The organism is Pseudoalteromonas sp. SR45-4 (genome assembly GCF_014163535.1).
GTDB classification, from domain to species: Bacteria; Pseudomonadota; Gammaproteobacteria; order Enterobacterales; family Alteromonadaceae; genus Pseudoalteromonas; species Pseudoalteromonas nigrifaciens.
In genome coordinates this window covers 25487-44091 of sequence record NZ_JACJDO010000026.1, presented here as the reverse complement: position 1 = coordinate 44091, position 18605 = coordinate 25487, and the positions used below count along the sequence as shown (strand labels likewise).

The following is an 18605-nucleotide window of genomic DNA, read 5'->3' as shown; positions in this document are numbered from 1 at the left end:
TATTGAATCATAGTTATATTTAAATTTATTTTTTCTAACCAGTGATTTTCAGTGACAATAAGGCGAATTTACGCGTCAACTGCTGATCTATTGCAAGTAAATTCAGCGCAGTTAGCGCTGAAAATATCTGCTTGAGATAAATTTATTACCCAGAGTTCATGTTATTTAAATTAAAAAATATCAATGTCGACGATACTAAGGGTCATAAGCCCTTTCTTTTTTATTAGTCCCCCCCTAAAATACGCGACAAAAGGAGAACTAATGCAAACACAGCCCGCTAAACCAAACTTAACTTTATTACTTATATTAGCGTTACTCGTTATTTTTTGCCCTATGGCTATTGATATTTACCTACCTGCATTTCCAACTATTGCTGATCAATTTGCTGTTTCAGAGCAGCAAGTACAACAAAGTGTTGCTATTTTTATGCTCACTGTAGGCTTAGGGCAATTAATTGCAGGCCCCCTTGCTGATAAGTTTGGTCGTAAACCGGTCGCTGTCATTGGTATTAGCCTGTATGCGGGCTCTGCCTTGTTAGCCTATTATGCTCCTTCATTTAATATATTGCTGCTCGCGCGTGCTTTACAAGGATTAGGAGCATGTGCCACTTTTGTGGTTGCTTTTGCCATAGTACGTGATAAATACGGTGCACAGCGAAGTGGGCAAATGATCACTTATTTAAATGGTATTATTTGTTTTATTCCAGCATTAGCGCCCATTTTAGGGGCATGGTTAACCGTGCAGTTTGGCTGGCGGATGAATTTTTTATTTTTAACTTTTTTTGCTATTTTTGGCTTAGTTATAACCTTATTATTTTTTAAAGAAACACGCCCAGCAGACAGCTACTATCAAGGCCATATTTTAGATTTACGCCGTTTTATGCCCATTATTAGCACTCCTATATTTTTATTTAATAGCTTACTTTGTATGGTCGCAATGTCGGCAATACTGGTGTACGTAACACTTGCGCCGGGTTGGTTAATTACTCACTTAGGCGGTACAGTTGCTGACTTTACTTTTTGGTTTACACTCAATGCGGTATGTAGCATTGTGGCGAGTTTTATAGCGCCTATGTATATTAAAAATAATAGCCAGCGTGCTTTGCGTCTTGGGGTTGGTTTATTGATTTTTTCGGGGTTATTAATGCTTGCGCTTAGCACCATACAAACCGCGCTGGCACTTATGTTACCTATGCTTATTGCTGCACTTGGTTTTGCTTTAAGTTTAGGCTCTGCAGCTGGTATGGCACTTTCTCGCTTTGCAAAACAAGCCGGAACCGCTTCAGCGCTACTTGGCGCAATGCAAATGAGTGGTGCGAGTATATTAGTGTTTGCAACACAGTTTTTAGGGTTAACTACACCATGGCTAATAGCCTTTCATTTACTATTGTTACTTCCTCTTTGGCTTATTTTAATAAGTAAAAAAGGACATGCTTTACACCCAACTCAAGGCTGATCATGATAAACCCTGATTTTTTAGTTTCTTTTTTACTGGCTAGCTTTTTAATTGCGGTGGCCCCAGGGCCTTCTAATGCCTTTTTAATGGCACAAACCTTTGCTAATGGCCGTACGGCAGGAATGCAAAGTGCGTTTGGTTTTGCCCTCGGTGGAGTAGTACATACATTTTTTGCTGTTGTTGGCTTAACCGCCATACTTAAAGCCTCTGAGGTAGCTTATAGTGCAGTGCAATATGCAGGCGCTGCTTATTTGTGCTACTTAGGGATAATGATGCTTAAAAGCACTTTTATAAAAGAGCCTATTGAGCAATCAGACAAACCACATATAACTACGAAGAAAAGTAAAAATGTAATGTTTCAAGCCATGATGACCGAAGTACTTAACCCTAAAGTAGCATTATTTTTTATCGCGTTTATTCCACAATTTGTTGATCCAGCACTTTCTTCGGCTACTTTTCAGCTCGCCTTTTTTGGTTTGCTGTATCCGCTTTTTGCTTTTCCGATTGATTGCGCTTATATTTATTTTGGCGATAAAATTGCGCGCTTTTTTAGAGATAACCCAAATAGCCAAACTTGGATAGATAGGATCACCGGCATTGTTTTCATTGCCCTTGCTATTAACTTATTACTTTAACAATAAAAAGAATTTTTTATGGACCAAAAAATACAATCGCTACCGGCTAAAAAAAATATTGCACTAGTAGCGCACGATGGTAAAAAAGCGGCTTTAAAATTATGGTGTATAAAACACCTAAACGCACTGAGCGAGCATACATTATATGCCACAGGCACCACAGGGCATTTAATCAATAAAACCACAGGGCTAGATGTAATTCAATTGCTTAGCGGCCCAATGGGTGGCGATCAGCAATTAGGGGCTAAAATTGCTGAGCATGAAATACATATGCTGGTGTTTTTTTGGGACCCGCTGGCATCGCAACCCCACGACCCAGATGTAAAAGCACTACTACGCTTAGCGGCAGTGTGGAACATACCAGTAGCCTGTAATGAAGTAAGTGCTGACATGCTCCTAAGCTCGCCATTAATGAATGTTGAGCTTGAACGCACCTTGCCAGATTACGAAAAGTATTTAGCAACCCGACAAATAGATATTTAATATTTAATGGCTTAGCTGTAAAGCATGCTAGCCCATTTAGTTAAGCCGGCGGTTACACTACCAAAGTGATCGCCATTAACCATTTTAATATCACCTAAATGTTGGCTAAGCGCCGCTTTAATAAGAGGCGACTGTGCACTTCCACCGGTTAAATAAATAACATCGGGCGTAGTATCTGCATCATTTATAGCTTGCTTCGCTAAAGTGACTATTTGGCTAATGCTATCATCTACCGCTAATGCTAAATCACTGACTGAAACATCTTTACTTAATGACGCATCTAAAAAGCTAAGATCGCAGTTATAATTAGTGGCTGAAGTTAATGCTATTTTAGCAGCCTCAGCTTGTTGTACTAATTGATGCCCTTGCCTATTTTGCTGCAAATGTATTAATCGTTTAAATAGCTCTGGCGCGCTTACATCACGCAATTGTGCGCTAAGTTCTCTATAATGGTTAGCACTATAAAATTGGCTTTGTAAGTTTACATCGTTAATTTTACAGGCTTGCCAAAAAGCTTGATTAGGCAAAGGTAGCCCTGATTTAAACGTACTGCCTAAGCCTAAAAGCGGCATCAAGCCATAGTAACTTAAAGCTATGTCTAAATCGTTTCCACCAATACGCTTACCGCTGTGAGCTAAAAAGTCAGCGTCACGGTCACTTTTATCCCGAAAGCTTGGCCCCATTTGCACAAACGAGCAATCGCTGGTACCGCCACCAATATCAATAACCAGTACTTTTTGGTTTTGTGTTAAGTTGCTCTCGTAATCAATACCGGCCGCCAGTGGCTCGTATAAAAATGCGACTTCTTTAAAGCCGGCACGTTTTGCAGCGCGCTCTAAAATACCAATTGCTTGCTGATTTGACTCCTCACCGCCTACCGCCTGAAAGTTAACCGGACGACCAATAACGGTTTGGGTTAACGTTTTGCTTAGTGATTGCTCAGCACGTTGTTTTATTTTTAAAATCATTGCGGTGGCAATGTCTTCAAAAAAGTTAATTTGTCCTTGTTTTAAACCTGTAGCGCCAAAAAATGATTTTGGTGATTTAACAAAATAACCCTCTTCAGGAAATTGCACATACTCGCTAATTGCTTCGCGACCAACAAATAAGGTTTCGTCTGTGGGGTGTAAATCTAAGTCAGATTTAATTCGTGGTAATGAATTTAGCAATGCTTGGCGCTGGGTTTTAAACGCAAGCTCATCGCTGCTACCTTGTAAATGCTTGGCAACATAGTCAACTACCAACGCACTATGGTGGGTATAAAGTGTTGAAGGTAGGTAATGTTTTCCTTGCTCTAACGGCACTAATTGAACGTTACCCTCGTTCATTACACCCATAGCACAATTAGAACTACCATAATCAAAACCAACAAACATATATCACCATACATCACTAAAAAGGCCGCGCAATTTAGCATACCTAGCAATAAATATATACTCATATAGGGCTGAATAACTGTTAGAGTGACTCTCTCACGCGTAAAAAACTAGCAAAACGAGGTAAGCCATTTTTTGTTAAACCATGGAATCGATAAGTAATGGTGCTACCCAATGCTGGCGGGCTTTCGCGCTCGGCATCGCTAAATCCGGTGCCAATTGAAAACAGTTGCCCTTGCGCTGTTTTTACTCTTAACGCTCCTAACATGCCTTGGTATTTACCTTTACCCGGTAGGTATGCAATCACTATTGCTTCAGCATCTAAGTAGGGCTTTAATTTTAATAGCGCATCGCTGCGCCCATCGGCATGTTTTGCGCTTGCTAAATGCAGCATAACGCCTTCGCCACCTTGCGCTGTTATATTTTTAAAATAGTTAGTTAATAATTGGTTATTAGTAAACTGATGCTGCTTTATAGCTTTTATATGAGGTGAATTTAAACCAGCAACAAGGTGGCTGTAATTGCTGTAGCGCTGGCTAAAAGGCACGTTTGCATCAGGCATATCAAATACTTGATACGTAATACTTTGCCAATCATGATTATTGGGAGTTTTAGTGCGCACAATGCCACTGAGCACCGCAAAGTGCTGATATTTAGTCCACAGTTCACCATCAAGCCATACTTTAGGTAAGGGTGCTGTAAACCATTCAGGCGCGTTTATTACATTACCTTGTCGGGTAACAAACTGTTTGCCTGTCCAAATAGCCCTTACACCATCAAACTTTTCACTAACTAAATAGTTACTTACATCGCTGTGCTTAGTTTCATCATACACTTTAGCAAGCAGCACCTTGGGCAATGTTGCATTCACAATAGAGCTAAAAAGTACTGCTGTGATTAAAGTAATTAATTTTATATAAAACATCAGCGCGTCCAAGCAAGGTAATGTGGCTTAAACTATAGTTGAGATTGCAGCCATTGCCAAAACTCTTGCAGATCATCCATACGGTAACTGGCTTGGCTAAAGTCATGGTTTTGCGTATGGCTATTAGCAATCGCCACAACACTTACAGCGGCGTTGTTTGCTGCAGTTACTCCGGTAAAGGTATCTTCTACTGCAATGGCATCTTTAGCAGCTACATTTATCTGCTTGAGTGCTAATAAGTAAGGATCTCCGGCTGGCTTTGGATTAATAACATCATCTTTAGTGACTACTGCGTCAAATAGATCATAAAAGCCAAGCCCTTTTAATATTGGTTCTGCTTCGTGGCGAGCGCTGCCTGTTACTAACGCCATTTTTAAGCCGCTGCTTTTAACCGCTATTAATGCTTGTTCTGCAAAAGGCATTAGTGCTGGTAAATTGGTTTTTACATATTGTGCAAATAAACGGTATTTTTCATCGGCTAAATAGTCACTGCTAACCGATAAGTTATGCTGTTGCTTTATTTCACTTGCAGCTTCGAGCGTTGGCCGCCCCGAAAAACGCTGACAAAACTCACCCTCTTCGTAGTTTACATTAAATGGCGCAAGTACCTGGCTCCAACATGCAAAGTGCATGCTTTCAGAATCGACTAACGTGCCATCCATATCAAATAATACTGCTTTTAAAGTCATTTTTATTCCTTATCACAGCGCTAAAAAAGACGCCTAAGCGCCTTTAATATGTTTATAAATTACTCCGTTAAACCCGCCGGTGGCTCACCAGTGGCCTCTTCACCTGTTTCAACATCAACCAACTCATAACCACGCGCTTTACGCGCCACTTTTAAAACAGGTTTTTCAAACGCTGTTTTTAATCGCTCAGAATCAGCTTTTAATTCATCAAGCGATGTACCAAAAGGAGCAGCTCCGGTTTCAGACCAATTAGTTACTTTACCATTAAGGTTATATTCTACTTCATGTATTTGATACTGCGCTGCTTCATCTTTTGTGGCTTCACAAAAAATCACTCGGTAGTTCCAAAATCCAGCCATTTTTCATCTCTTTATTTTGCAAATCAATTAACGCTACTTTAGCAGTAATATTAATGAATATAAACGAAAAAGCCCGCTATAAAAGCGGGCTCTGTAGTATTTTTACTATTAGTGTTTAAGCTTAAAAGAAGTTAACTTTAAACTCTACACCAACGTAACGCTCTTCATTAACCATTACAGTATTATTGTTGAAGTCTACGCCACCAATAGATTGTTGCTCGTCAAATAAGTTACGCACAAATGCTGACACTTGGTATTCATAGTCACCATCTGCCCATGCGTAACCGGCACGTAAGCCAGTTTCAACAAGCGGCTTACCTTCAAACTCAACTGATTCATATAAGAAAAAGTTAATTTTGCTACGATAAGAAACATCGCCATAAGCAAAGAATTCACCATCAGCTAGCTCTTTGGTATAACGTAATGTGAAGTTAGAAATCCACTCTGGAGCATGCGGTAAGCTGTTACCATTTAACACAGCAAGACCTGAACCATTGATAGGGTCAGTTACCGTACATTGTGCACACACAGCTACAGCTAAATCGTTATCTTTAAGCTCAGTTTTGTTATAACTTAAGTTGAATGTAGCATTTAGTTCATCACTTAACACCCACTCAGAATCTAGCTCAAAACCATAACCTGTGGTTTTATCAACATTTAACAAACGGTTAAAGTTAGCGCCACCACCTACAGCTGTTAACTGTTGGTCATTCATTGTGTAGTAAAAAACAGTGGCGTTAACACGGCCTTGACCGTCTAGTACGTCTGATTTAATACCTGTTTCGTATGAAGTTACTGTTTCTGATTTAGCTGTGGTTACTTCATCACCAAATAAAATACGCCCTTGTAAGCTAGGTGCACGGAAGCTATTAGCAATACGTGTGTACCAGTTTACGTCATCATTTACTTTATAGCTTGTTGAAATATCCCAGCTAATATGGTCATCACTTACATTGATGAGTCCACTAGATAGCGGACCAGCACCAATTGGGCTTTGAGTACGGTTTGCAGAAAATTCTTTTTCATCGTCTGAATAACGCAGACCTGCAGTTACTTTTAAATCATCGCTAATCGTGTAATCAACTGAGCCAAATACCGCCCATGCTTTTGTATCTTGTTGCTGTATTACATAACCGGTTTGATTACCTGCAGGTGATGAAAACGTATCATAGCTGAAATTTTCAATTGTCAGCGCTTCATCAAAGTAAAACACACCTACTTGGTAGTTTATATCGCCAGCAAAGTTGCTTGATAAGCGTAACTCTTGGGTATACTGATCATGATCTGGAATACCATCAGCACTTTCTGCTGAGCTAAAACCTGTCTCATAAGCGCCGTCAATGTCTGCACGAGAATATATTTCTGCACTTTCCCACGCCGAAATAGAGGTTAATGTGTGATTATTAAAATCCCACTCAAGCTTTAAGCTCGCACCTTCTGACTCAACTTGCTGCGTCGCACGTGATGCCGCATCGTGGTAAACCACGTCATTTTCAAAGCCATCAACTAAATCGTTAGTACCTGGCTTGATAGAATTACCAAAGAAGGCAATTGGTTTACCGTCCATATCACGCACGTGGTAGTTAAATAAACCAGTGAAGTCATCGCCTTCGTATAAAAACTGAATACGGGCTGCTTTATCTGTGTAGCCGCCTAGCGCGTCTTTTTGTTCAAACCCTGGAGCACGACTATCAATGTAATCGTCTTTATCTTGCCACAGTACTGATACACGCGTTGATAAACGGTCAGTTAAACCACCGCCTACCGCACCTTCAAAATCTACAGCGCCACGGCTACCGTAAGATACCGAGCCGTAACCTTCAAATTCTTGGCTTGGTTTTACTGAATCAAATTTAACAAGGCCCGCAGGCGTGTTACGCCCAAACAAAGTACCTTGTGGTCCACGTAGTACTTCTACACGTGAAACGTCAAATACTGGAAAGCCTTTTAAAATAGCGTTTTCTTGTACTACTTCATCTACAACCAATGATACCGGTTGTGATGCGTTTAAATCGAAATCTGTATTACCTAAACCACGTACATAAAAGCGTGGGAATGAACGACCAAATGAAGACTCAATTGATAAACTTGGGATTTTCGCATTCATAAAACGAATATCCATACCAGCAGAGCTGTAAGCATCCAAGCTATCGCCTTGCAGTGCAGAAACAGCTACTGGTACTTCTTGTGCATTTTCTACACGTTTACGAGCAGTAACTTGAATAACTTCTAATTGATTTTTCTTTACCGCTGGCGCTTGCTCAGCAGCAATAGTAGAAAATGAAGTGCCTGCTACGGCAGAGAGTAACGCTGCATTTACTAGGGTTGCTAACGTAGATCTTTTCATTGCTTTCATGTCGGGGATTAACCTTTTTAGTGCACTCTTGTTCAACGGTTGATGTGTTGCGCCACTTACAATAGCGGACTCAGGCAATTTTTCGCGATACGCTACGCGGACCTCTTTCTCGAGAGTGCAAAACGAATTAAAGAGGCTGAATGAGTGGTTAATATTATAACACCCTGACGCTCTTTTACTGCATAAAAGAAACATAAAAAAAACAATTTGTGCAAAAAATACATCTCTTAAAATAATTAAAAATAAACCCTTTAAAAAACAAAAATAGCGGACATTTGACCTGTTTCAAATTAAAGTTATGCTATATAGACTTGATATTAAACTTGTTTGACCCTGCTAATAACAATAGCTACCTTATCTGGGCGCTCATACTATTTACTTAAGGATTAAAATGAATCTTACGAATACACTCACCAAAAACTGGTCGTTACTTTTACTTCGTGGTGTTATAGCCATACTGTTTGGTTTAATAACCTGGTTTGCACCTGAGGCGTCGTTGCAAGTTATGTTATTAGTTTTTGCTGGCTACTTTTTATTTGATGGCATATTAAGAGTTTGGGTTGCCATAACATCAAAAAAATCAAATCCCTTTTGGATGCTATTATTAATTGGTGGCTTACTGAGTATTATTGCCGCTTTTGTCACTTTACTTGCACCAAACCTTACCGCCTTATTGTTACTTTATTATGTTGCTGCGTGGGCGATTGCAATTGGTGTAGTAGAAATATTTTTAGCCCAAAAGTTACGTAATGAAATTAGTAACGAATGGATTTTAATTATTAGTGGTTTTATTTCTATAATATTTGGACTGTACTTAGTATTTAACCCAGGTTCAGGCATTTTAACCTTGCTTTGGTTAGTTGCTGCATACGCTATAGTATTTGGCGCGCTTATAGTTGGTTTAGCGCTTAAATTAAAAAAATTAAATCAAAGCCGCTAATTCAGTTGGCTTAGCACCAAAATGCTAAGCCACTTTTCTTTATATTTAATGGGTGCTAATTACAGTGGCGTATTGAATTTTTTATCATCAATATGAATAATACGTTGTGGTAAGGCAATTTTAATATTATTTAACTTAAACTGCTTATAAAGACTAAAACGAATATCGCTGCGAACTTGGCGCAACATCGTTTCAGACTCTGCATACACCCAAAAATAAGCACTAAACATCATCGCGCTTTCAGCAAAGTCATCTAACAACACCGCTTTTGGTAAGGTGGGTAATATTGCCGGATGATCTGCAAGCACTTGTTGCATCAGTTTTTCAACCAATTCAACATCTGAGCCATACATTACACCCACATTAACCGAGGTACGTGCATTACGATCAATTAGCGTCCAATTAGTTACTGTGTTTTCTAATAATTGGCTGTTTGGTACTAGCATATGTACGCCATCGTTACGGCGAATACGGGTTGAGCGAGTGTTTATCGTTTCAACTACGCCCTTAGCATTGCCCACCTCTAAAAAGTCACCAATACGAATTGGTCGCTCCCACATTAATATCCAGCCACTAATAAAGTTATTAATGATATTTTGCGCACCAAAACCAACACCTATCGCAATAGCACCCGATACAAAAGCAAAAGCGGTAAGCGGTATATTTAACACCTCTAAAGAAGTGAAAATTAAAATTGCGATACTTAAAATAAAATAAATTCGCGTAAACAATAGCACCGCATCAGGGTTCATTTTACGTTTAAGTAATGATTTTTTTATTAACTTACCAATACGAGTAACCACAAACCACATAGTAAATAATATCAATGGGATCTGAATTACTTTTACCACTGTAATTTGCACATCGTTGTAACTAAAAAGTACAAAAGCAAGCATTTGATTTAATTGTTCTAGTGTCATTTATTATCCAAATAAGTAAGAAGATACCGCTCTATAAACGTGTGTCTAAAATAAAAGTAAAACTGGTTCAGGGTTCGCTAAGTTTAGCACGTCATAATATTAGGGGAATAAAATCAATTTATACAATCAACTAACCTTTTATGGTACTTAGTGCTATATAAATAGTGTACTTGCACTGGAGATAACATTATGACGCAACTAACTTTAGCTCAAAAACTAGCAACCTTGCAGCCGCAGGTTGACCTTAATTTATTTGAAACTAGCCTCGAATACCGTAATAAAATTTTATCTTTACTCGCTCAACAAGAACAAGCACTGGCAACTATTAATCAAGAATTTGGCCAACAGCAACCGGTAAACTTTAGCTCTGATAAAAAATTTGTACTAGGTTACAATTAAAATTTGGATACTTTTTTTGCTTATTTACTTAACTAAGTAGCTCAAACGTTTATATTTAGAGCTACTTTTACCCACCTTTTCCTCTATTATTCGCTAATTTGCGTTTAAATCCCGCTTAATACCGATAAACATGATTGTATATAACTCTAAATTTGATAAGTTAACTGTGTTTTTCGACTCGCACAGCCTATTTCGGCTAATATTTTTATGGAGTTACTATGCGTAAAACATTGATCGCCACTACTATTGCTAGTGTTTTAGTATTATCTGCCTGTACATCAAACGATTCAAACAACATGGCAAAAGAGAGCGCTACACAAGTGCAAAACATTAACGCAAACAATGTATTGTTCAAATCAAGCCCATTACAATATATGGCACCAGAATTTAATAAGTTCTCTACTAAAGATTACGAAGCTGCTTTCGATGCCGGTATTGCTCAGCATAAAGCACAAGTATTAGCAATTGCTAACAACCCTGCCCCAGCTACATTTAAAAATACGTTAGTTGAAATGGAGCTGTCGGGTGAGTTATTAAATCGCGTATCTACTGCATTTTATAACTTATCAGGATTAATTTCTGACAGTGAATATCAACGTATCGATGAGAAAATGGCGCCTGTACTTTCAGCGCACTCAGACGATATTTACTTAAATGGCGCATTATTTAAACGCGTACAAACTATTTACGACAATAAAAGCAAACTAAATGCAGAAGATCAGCGTCTTGTTGATTTTTACTACAAACAGTTTGTTAAAGCCGGTGCCAAATTAAACGACGCTGAAAAAGCAAAAATGCGTGAAATTAACTCTGAGCTTGCTAAGCTTTCAACGGCATTTTCGCAAAACGTTTTAAAATCGTTTAAAGAAGATGTAATTGTTGTTACCGATAAAAGTAAATTAGCCGGTCTTTCTGAAGGCGAAATTGCAAGCCTAGCCGATGCAGCTAAAAAAGCAGGCAAAACCGGTTACATGATCACTTTAGTAAACACCACGCAGCAGCCAATTTTAAGTAGCCTAGAAAACCGCGACTTACGCGAGCAAGTGTTTACAGCTTCAACTAAGCGTGCGGCTAAAACTAACGGCCCTATTATTATTAAAGAAACCAACCTTCGCGCTCAAAAAGCAGAGCTTTTAGGCTATAAAGATTGGGCTTCTTATGTAATGACTTCGCGTATGGCGCGAACCACTGAAAATGTTTACGGCATTTTAGATGACCTTGCACCTAAAGCAGTTGAAAAAGCAAAAATTGAAGCTGCAGCAATTCAAAAAGTAATTAACGATTCTGGCGAAAGTTTTGAACTTAAACCGTGGGATTGGGCTTTTTACGCTGAAAAAGTACGTGCTGAAAAGTACAACCTAGACCCAGCCCTAGTTAAACCTTACTTTGAATTACAATCGGTAATTCATAATGGTTTATTCTTCGCTATGGAAAAACTATACGGTATTACTTTTAAAGAACGTAAAGATCTGCCGGTTTACCACGAAGATGTAACTACCTTTGAAGTATTTAATGCTGATGGCAGTGCAATTGGTTTATTTTACATGGACCCATACGCACGTGAAGGTAAGCGTGGCGGTGCTTGGATGAGTGCATACGTAGGACAAAGTGGTTTAAAAAATACTAAACCTGTTATCTACAACGCGCAAAACATTCCAAAACCAGCAGCAGGTCAGCCTACATTATTAACGTTTGACGAAGTATCTACTTTGTTCCATGAGTTTGGTCATGCGGCGCATGGTTTATTCTCAGATGTTAAGTACCCAAGTCTAGCGGGCACAGCAACAGCGCGTGACTTTGTTGAGTTTCCTTCTCAAGCAAATGAAGATTGGATGATTGAACCGACTGTATTAGCTAACTACGCTAAGCACTACAAAACTGGTGAGCCAATTCCACAAGACTTGCTTAACAAAATGTTAGAATCACAAAAATTCAACCAAGGCTTTGGTACTACTGAGTACTTAGCTGCGGCATTGCTTGATATGGAATGGCATTCATTTGGTTCTGATAAAAAAATAGCTGATGTAGAAGAGTTTGAGCAAAGCGCGCTAGAAAAACATGGTATTGCTTACTACCCTGTACCACCGCGTTATAAATCAAACTACTTTAGCCACACTTTTGCCGGTGGTTACTCTGCAGGTTACTACGCGTACCTTTGGACTGAAGTATTTGCAGCCGACGCCTTTGCCCATATGGAAAACAACGGTGGCTTAACGCGCAAAAATGGCGATAAGTTCCGTAAAGAAATCCTATCTAAAGGCAATAGCCGCGACTTAATGCAAAGCTACATTGAATTTAGAGGTCAAAAACCAACTACCGACGCACTTCTTAAGCGCCGTGGTTTAGTAGACTAATTAGTTAACTAATTAACACCTTTTAAAGAGCCCGCTTGCGGGCTCTTTTATTGCCATTAACTTAACCCACTTTTATAACCTTTTAACTCAAAGAAAATACCACTTTAAACAACTATGTTAATCTGAATAAAAAATTCAGGTGCCGCTATGAAACTCATATTAATACTCCCCATCACGCTTATTTTAGCTGCTTGTAACCAAGTGACTCAAAAACAACAAGCCGACATTATTATTAACCACGCCAATGTAATTAATATGATGACAGGGCAAATTACGGCTAATCAATCCATTGTTATCAAAAACTCTACTATTGTAGCCCGCGGCGGCAATGAGCTAAATTTACGTTACAGCGCTACGAGTCAAATTGATGCCAGTGGTCAATATGTAATGCCTGGGCTTTGGGATATGCATGTACACTTTGGCGGCGGTGAGCAACTAATAACAGAAAACAAACAGTTACTGCCGTTATATTTAGCCTATGGCATAACCACAGTGCGCGATGCAGCCGCTGATTTAAGTGAATCGGTATTACAATGGCGCGAGCAAATTAATCAAGGCACATTAATAGGCCCTACTATTTATACCTCAGGGCCAAAGCTAGAAGGTAAAGACTCAATTTGGCCTGGCGACTTAGAAGTAGAAACCAGCGCAGAAATGCACGCCGCCATTGATAAACTTGAGGCCATGAATGTCGATTTTATTAAAATTACCGACAGCGCTTTAACGCCACAGTTATACTTACAAGCAGTAAAAGAAGTTAAAAAGCGCGGTTATCAAATTTCGGGGCATATTCCTTTTTCGCTTTCGGTAACCGATGTGTCAAACGCAGGGCTTGATGCGATTGAGCATATGACCTACATGTTAAAAGCCGCCGCCGATAACGAACAAGAAATTTCTGCTAAGGTAAAATCAGGTATACTGAGCTACTCCAGTGCGCTGCCAATTATTACTGAGCATGTTGACAAAGCCACAGCAATGAAAAAATATCGCGTACTCGCAAAAAATAATACCGCTGTTGTGCCTACCTTAATTGGCGGCCAAATTACGGCCTACATTGATGAAAACGACCATCAGCAAGACGAGTACCTAAATTATTTAGGCAAAGGATTAAAAGCCACCTACCAATGGCGAGTTGATCGCGCAAATAAAGATACCCCTGAGCAAATAACACAACGCAAAGAGCGCTTTATAAAAACGGCAAAATTACTCCCTTGGGTGCAGCAAGCTGGCGTATCAATTATTGCAGGTACCGACGCCGGTTTTTTAAATTCTTATATTTATCCGGGATTGTCGTTGCATCAAGAACTCGCTATTTTTAGTGATTATGGGCTTACCCCGTTACAAACACTACAAAGTGCCACAATAGCTGGGCCTAAATTTTTAGGAAAAACGCAGCAATTTACCAGTTTAGAGGTAGGTAAAGTGGCAGATATTATTATTTTAGCGCGCAATCCGTTAGTTGATATTCGTAACACGCAATCATTACAAGGCGTTATTAGCCATAACCGCTACTACAATAAAAAAGCGCTAGAGCATTTAAAACTACAAGCAAAGCAATTTGTAAGTTCACAATAGTTACTTTTTAGTCCACTTATTTATCAAGTGGACTATTACCCTTTTTTATTATCTAGGTTAAACTCGTTGTTTTATTTGGAGTTATAAAAACCATGGCTTACTTGTTTGCCGTCACCCTATTATGGGCGTTCTCGTTTAGCTTAATTGGTGTGTATTTAGCAGGCCAAGTTGATGCATGGTTTAGTGTGCTAATCCGCATTGCACTGGCTGCATTAATCTTTTTACCGTTTTTAAAGGTTAAACAGACTCCTAAACCATTGGCGTTAAAATTAATGCTTATTGGTGCAGTGCAACTTGGTGCTATGTACAGCTTTTACTATCACTCATTTTTATATTTAAGCGTGCCTGAAGTACTACTATTTACAGTGATGACCCCGCTTTATATCACCCTACTAAACGATGCTTTAGAAAAACACTTTAACCCTCGCTTTTTTATTGTTGCTATTATTGCCATTGGCGGCGCGGTAGCCATTAGGTATGAAGGCATAAGTAGCGACTTTTTGCTTGGCTTATTATTAGTCCAAGCGGCTAACCTGTGCTTTGCCATTGGCCAAGTGGCCTATAAACGCTTAATGAGTAACAGTACTCTTGAGCACAAATCGGTGTTCGGTTGGTTTTTTATCGGCGCTTTGTGCGTTGCTTTAGTGTGCTACCTGCTGTTTGGCAATACCGATAAACTACCGACAACCACAACTCAATGGAGCGTGCTTATTTATTTAGGAATCGTAGCGTCTGGGTTTGGTTATTTTGTTTGGAACAAAGGGGCTACCTTAGTAAATGTGGGGGCGCTGGCGGTAATGAATAACTTACTGATCCCTGCTGGTATTATTGTTAATGTGCTTATTTGGAACAGAGATGCCGATTTATTCAGGCTAGCTATTGGTGCTGGAATTATTTTAGCTGCATTATTGGTGAATCAATACTTTAATAAAAGTGCCATAAAATAGCGCTACACTTACATTATCTTAATAATTTAAAGTTGTTTTAAATGCTCGATAAAATAATTTTAGTCGCCTGTTTTATTTTTATAATTACTGGCTGTAGCAATACACTAATTAACAAACAAAATACTCAACTGGGTACGCGTCCTTATTATTTAATTAACGATATGGACGCTGGTGATTTAAAGGCACAATTAGAATCGTGTAGTGAAGGCCCTTTTTATCGCACCGACTTTTCAATTGGGCATCGCGGTGCGTCTATGCAGTACCCTGAGCACACTAAAGAAGCCTACACTGCTGCAGCAAGAATGGGCGCAGGTGTTGTAGAGTGCGATGTTACATTTACAAACGATAATGAGCTTGTATGTCGCCATTCACAATGCGACTTACACACCACAACCAATATTTTAGCCATTCCTGAATTAGCTGCTAAATGCAGCGAACCATTTATCCCCGCCGACGCTAAAAATGCAGTAACCGCCTCTGCAAAGTGCTGTACTAGCGACATTAGCTTGAGCGAGTTTTTAACGCTTAAAGGCAAAATGGATGGTGCAAACATGCAAGCAACTACTGCTAAGCAGTATATGCAGGGCACTCCCAATTGGCGCACCGACTTATACGCAACTAATGGCACATTAATGACGCATAAACAAAGTATTGCATTATTTAAAGCACTCGGGGTAAAAATGACTCCTGAGCTTAAATCACCAGAAGTTAGCATGCCTTTTAAAGGCATGACACAAGAGCAATACGCGCAAAAAATGTTAGATGAATACACTCAAATGGATATACCGGCGTCGCGAGTATACCCGCAATCATTTAATCTTGATGACGTAAAATATTGGATAAACAACAATCCTGATTTTGCTGATCAAAGTGTCTATCTTGACGGGCGCGATAGCGATGCTGGGTTCGATCCTAGTAATCCACAAACATGGCAACCTAGCATGGATGAACTGGTTGCTAATGGGGTGAAAATTTTAGCCCCACCTATTTGGATGATGTTAAAAATAGATAAAGAAAGCAATATTGTGCCATCACAATACGCAATTGCCGCTAAAGCTGCAGGCTTAGAGCTTATTGCATGGAGCCTTGAGCGATCAGGTCCACTTAACCAAGGTGGTGGCTATTATTATCAATCAATTGCTGATGTAATAAATAACGATGGCGACATGATGAAAGTAGTTGATGTACTTGCGCAAGATGTTGGCGTAATGGCTATATTTTCCGACTGGCCAGCAACCGTAAGCTACTACGCAAGTTGCAATAAAATGCCTGCTAGTCTTTAACTAGTCGTATATTTTATCGCGCTCAGTTACCATATAAATTTATATAACTGAGCGCAATTATGATCATCGAACAACATAACGCCGACTTGCCTACCCCTACAGGGTTAATGCGAACCACTATTTACCGCCCTCAAGCGCAAGGGTTGTTTCCTGCACTTATTTTTTACTCTGAAATTTTTCAGCAAACCGCCCCTATTGCCCGCAGCGCCGCTATTTTAGCAAGCCATGGCTTTGTAGTATTGGTACCTGAAGTATTTCATGAGTTAAATCCTATTGGCACTGTGCTCGCTTACGACGACGCAGGTAAAGACAAAGGTAATGCCGACAAATGGGCTAAACCTTTAGAGCATCACGATAGCGATACCCAAGCCATAATCGACTTTGTAAAACAACAAAACTATTGCACAGGTACGCTTGGTGTAATGGGTGTGTGTATTGGCGGGCATTTAGCATATAGAGCCGCATTAAATCCTGAGATTAAAGCCGCATTTTGTTTATACGCAACCGATATTCACAGCAATACATTACCAGCAAAAGCAGGTAATAATTCATTTGAACGTATGGCAGATATACAAGGCGAAATTCTCTTTATATGGGGTAAACAAGATCCACATGTGCCGCAAGAAGGCCGCACTAAAATTTATCAGCAATGCGTTAATACGGGTATAAATTACCAATGGCAAGAAGTAAACGCACAACATGCCTTTATGCGCGACGAAGGTGAGCGATACGACGCAGCGCTTGCAATAAGTATGTATCAACAAGCTGTGGCATTATTTAACCGCACTTTATAAATTAGATGTTTAAATTAATCCAAACGCTGGATAATAAATCTTTTAACCAGCGTTCATGTTAAATATTTTTTAGCATGCCTAAAGCAGTATGTTGTTTTACAAAGTAGGCTTTTAAATAATCTATAAATAGCCGCAATTTTTTAGAGCCTGCTGCGCCTGGCGGAAACACCCCATAAAGCTCAATATCTTTGCTTTTGTAATCGTCTAATATAATTTCTAGCAACCCTGCTTGCACTTTAGGCCACGCATCGTACAGCGGTATACGGCCTATGCCATGCCCGGCTTCAACAAAAGCAGTACGGGCAGCAGCGTTATTGGTACTTAAACCGCCTTGCATTGTAATGTCGTATTTTTTACCTTCTTTTGAAAGGGTTAACGTTTTACTGCCCAATTGATACACCACCCATTGATGCTGAGCTAACTCAACAGGGTTTTTAGGTTTGCCAAAATGAGCAAAGTAATCTGGCGAGCCACAAATACAGGTACTCATTGTTGTGAGTTTCGTTGCTTGTAAATTAGAGTCGCTTAGCGCCACCCCACGAATGGCAAAATCAAAACCATGCTTTATAATATCAACTACATCATCGCTAAGTTGTAGGTCTATGTTAATTTTGGGGTATTGGCGTTTAAAGCTATTAATAGCAGGCACTATTAATTGCATCCCTACATTTACCGGACAACTAATTTTGAGCAGCCCCTGAGGCTCACTTTTTATATTTTCTATTTGTTGATTTGCCGCATTGGCTTGCTCAGTAATTATTCTGCAGCGCTCGTAATACGCCACTCCCGCCTCTGTTAATGCCATAGTGCGTGTTGAGCGATTTAGTAGGGTAATTTCAAGTTGGGTTTCTAATTTTTTTAAATGGTAACTTGCCACCGCACGCGTTAAACCTAAATGCTTAGCCGCAGCGGTTAAACTACCCTGCTCTACAATTTGTGCAAACACCACCATACTTTTTAACTGCTCAAACGACACTTTCATAACATCTCCTAAATCCACTGTATTATTGTATCAATTATTAAATCAATAAAGTTAAATTTATCATCGTTGTTTAAAGTATTATTAGTGCATATAGTAGTTGGTAGCAAAGTTAACTAATTTAAATCATCAAAAG

At 39.4% G+C, this 18605-nt stretch carries 17 protein-coding genes and 1 other annotated feature; of the genes, 10 read left to right on the top strand and 7 right to left on the bottom strand.

The genetic code is table 11. The annotated features are described in order from the left end of the window. Window positions 1–261: 261 nt before the first annotated feature. Genes H5058_RS11870 through H5058_RS11860 form a run of 3 tightly spaced genes read left to right on the top strand, consistent with a single transcriptional unit; the run spans window position 262 to window position 2573 of the window. Window positions 262–1455 (top strand): multidrug effflux MFS transporter, encoded by a 1194-nt coding sequence (locus H5058_RS11870; RefSeq protein ID WP_182678370.1) that lies wholly within the window; start codon window positions 262–264, stop codon window positions 1453–1455. A 2-nt stretch (window positions 1456–1457) separates the two neighbouring features. Further along, window positions 1458–2090 carry a LysE family translocator gene (locus H5058_RS11865; RefSeq protein ID WP_011328831.1) on the top strand — a complete coding sequence of 211 codons (633 nt, stop codon included), beginning with the start codon at window positions 1458–1460 and terminating at the stop codon, window positions 2088–2090. An 18-nt stretch (window positions 2091–2108) separates the two neighbouring features. Further along, on the top strand, window positions 2109–2573 hold the full coding sequence (locus H5058_RS11860; protein WP_011328832.1) for a methylglyoxal synthase: 465 nt from the start codon (window positions 2109–2111) through the stop codon (window positions 2571–2573). Between the two features lie 11 nt (window positions 2574–2584). On the opposite strand, the gene yegD is transcribed toward H5058_RS11860, so the two are convergent. From yegD to H5058_RS11835, 5 genes are all read right to left on the bottom strand, one after another. After that, complete coding sequence (gene yegD, locus H5058_RS11855) at window positions 2585–3949, bottom strand: molecular chaperone (RefSeq protein WP_182678368.1); 1365 nt, start codon at window positions 3947–3949, stop codon at window positions 2585–2587. Window positions 3950–4031: 82 nt separating this feature from the next. After that, on the bottom strand, window positions 4032–4874 hold the full coding sequence (locus H5058_RS11850; RefSeq protein ID WP_182678366.1) for a DNA ligase: 843 nt from the start codon (window positions 4872–4874) through the stop codon (window positions 4032–4034). Window positions 4875–4906: 32 nt separating this feature from the next. Continuing rightward, on the bottom strand, window positions 4907–5563 hold the full coding sequence (locus H5058_RS11845) for an HAD family phosphatase (RefSeq protein WP_182678363.1): 657 nt from the start codon (window positions 5561–5563) through the stop codon (window positions 4907–4909). Window positions 5564–5622: 59 nt separating this feature from the next. Further along, on the bottom strand, window positions 5623–5922 hold the full coding sequence (locus H5058_RS11840; protein ID WP_011328836.1) for a hypothetical protein: 300 nt from the start codon (window positions 5920–5922) through the stop codon (window positions 5623–5625). Window positions 5923–5985: 63 nt separating this feature from the next. Beyond that, window positions 5986–6080: a sequence feature (Trp leader region), on the bottom strand. Next, window positions 6044–8278, bottom strand: coding sequence for a TonB-dependent receptor (locus H5058_RS11835; RefSeq protein ID WP_182678361.1), 2235 nt, complete (start codon window positions 8276–8278; stop codon window positions 6044–6046). (Overlaps the previous feature by 37 nt.) Before the next feature lie 391 nt (window positions 8279–8669). Between H5058_RS11835 and H5058_RS11830 the strand changes: the two genes are divergently transcribed. Then, a complete protein-coding gene (locus H5058_RS11830) occupies window positions 8670–9218 on the top strand; it encodes an HdeD family acid-resistance protein (RefSeq protein WP_182678359.1) in 549 nt (182 codons plus the stop codon). A 59-nt stretch (window positions 9219–9277) separates the two neighbouring features. On the opposite strand, the gene H5058_RS11825 is transcribed toward H5058_RS11830, so the two are convergent. After that, window positions 9278–10138 (bottom strand): mechanosensitive ion channel family protein, encoded by an 861-nt coding sequence (locus tag H5058_RS11825; RefSeq protein WP_011328839.1) that lies wholly within the window; start codon window positions 10136–10138, stop codon window positions 9278–9280. A 189-nt stretch (window positions 10139–10327) separates the two neighbouring features. Between H5058_RS11825 and H5058_RS11820 the strand changes: the two genes are divergently transcribed. The 6 genes from H5058_RS11820 to H5058_RS11795 all read left to right on the top strand — a co-directional run bounded on the left by H5058_RS11820 (window position 10328) and on the right by H5058_RS11795 (window position 17490). Beyond that, window positions 10328–10537, top strand: coding sequence for a hypothetical protein (locus H5058_RS11820; protein ID WP_011328840.1), 210 nt, complete (start codon window positions 10328–10330; stop codon window positions 10535–10537). 218 nt (window positions 10538–10755) lie between these two features. Next, window positions 10756–12891 carry a M3 family metallopeptidase gene (locus tag H5058_RS11815; protein WP_182678357.1) on the top strand — a complete coding sequence of 712 codons (2136 nt, stop codon included), beginning with the start codon at window positions 10756–10758 and terminating at the stop codon, window positions 12889–12891. 147 nt (window positions 12892–13038) lie between these two features. Next, complete coding sequence (locus H5058_RS11810; RefSeq protein WP_086998837.1) at window positions 13039–14466, top strand: amidohydrolase family protein; 1428 nt, start codon at window positions 13039–13041, stop codon at window positions 14464–14466. A 92-nt stretch (window positions 14467–14558) separates the two neighbouring features. Next, window positions 14559–15413: a carboxylate/amino acid/amine transporter gene (locus H5058_RS11805; RefSeq protein WP_011328843.1), complete on the top strand. Its 855-nt coding sequence runs from the start codon at window positions 14559–14561 to the stop codon at window positions 15411–15413. Between the two features lie 41 nt (window positions 15414–15454). Further along, a complete protein-coding gene (locus H5058_RS11800; RefSeq protein ID WP_182678355.1) occupies window positions 15455–16696 on the top strand; it encodes a glycerophosphodiester phosphodiesterase family protein in 1242 nt (413 codons plus the stop codon). A 59-nt stretch (window positions 16697–16755) separates the two neighbouring features. Then, window positions 16756–17490, top strand: coding sequence for a dienelactone hydrolase family protein (locus tag H5058_RS11795; RefSeq protein WP_182678353.1), 735 nt, complete (start codon window positions 16756–16758; stop codon window positions 17488–17490). 58 nt (window positions 17491–17548) lie between these two features. On the opposite strand, the gene H5058_RS11790 is transcribed toward H5058_RS11795, so the two are convergent. Beyond that, the gene (locus H5058_RS11790) at window positions 17549–18472 is read right to left on the bottom strand and encodes a LysR family transcriptional regulator (RefSeq protein WP_182678351.1); all 924 of its coding nucleotides are present in this window, start codon (window positions 18470–18472) and stop codon (window positions 17549–17551) included. Window positions 18473–18605: the final 133 nt, after the last annotated feature.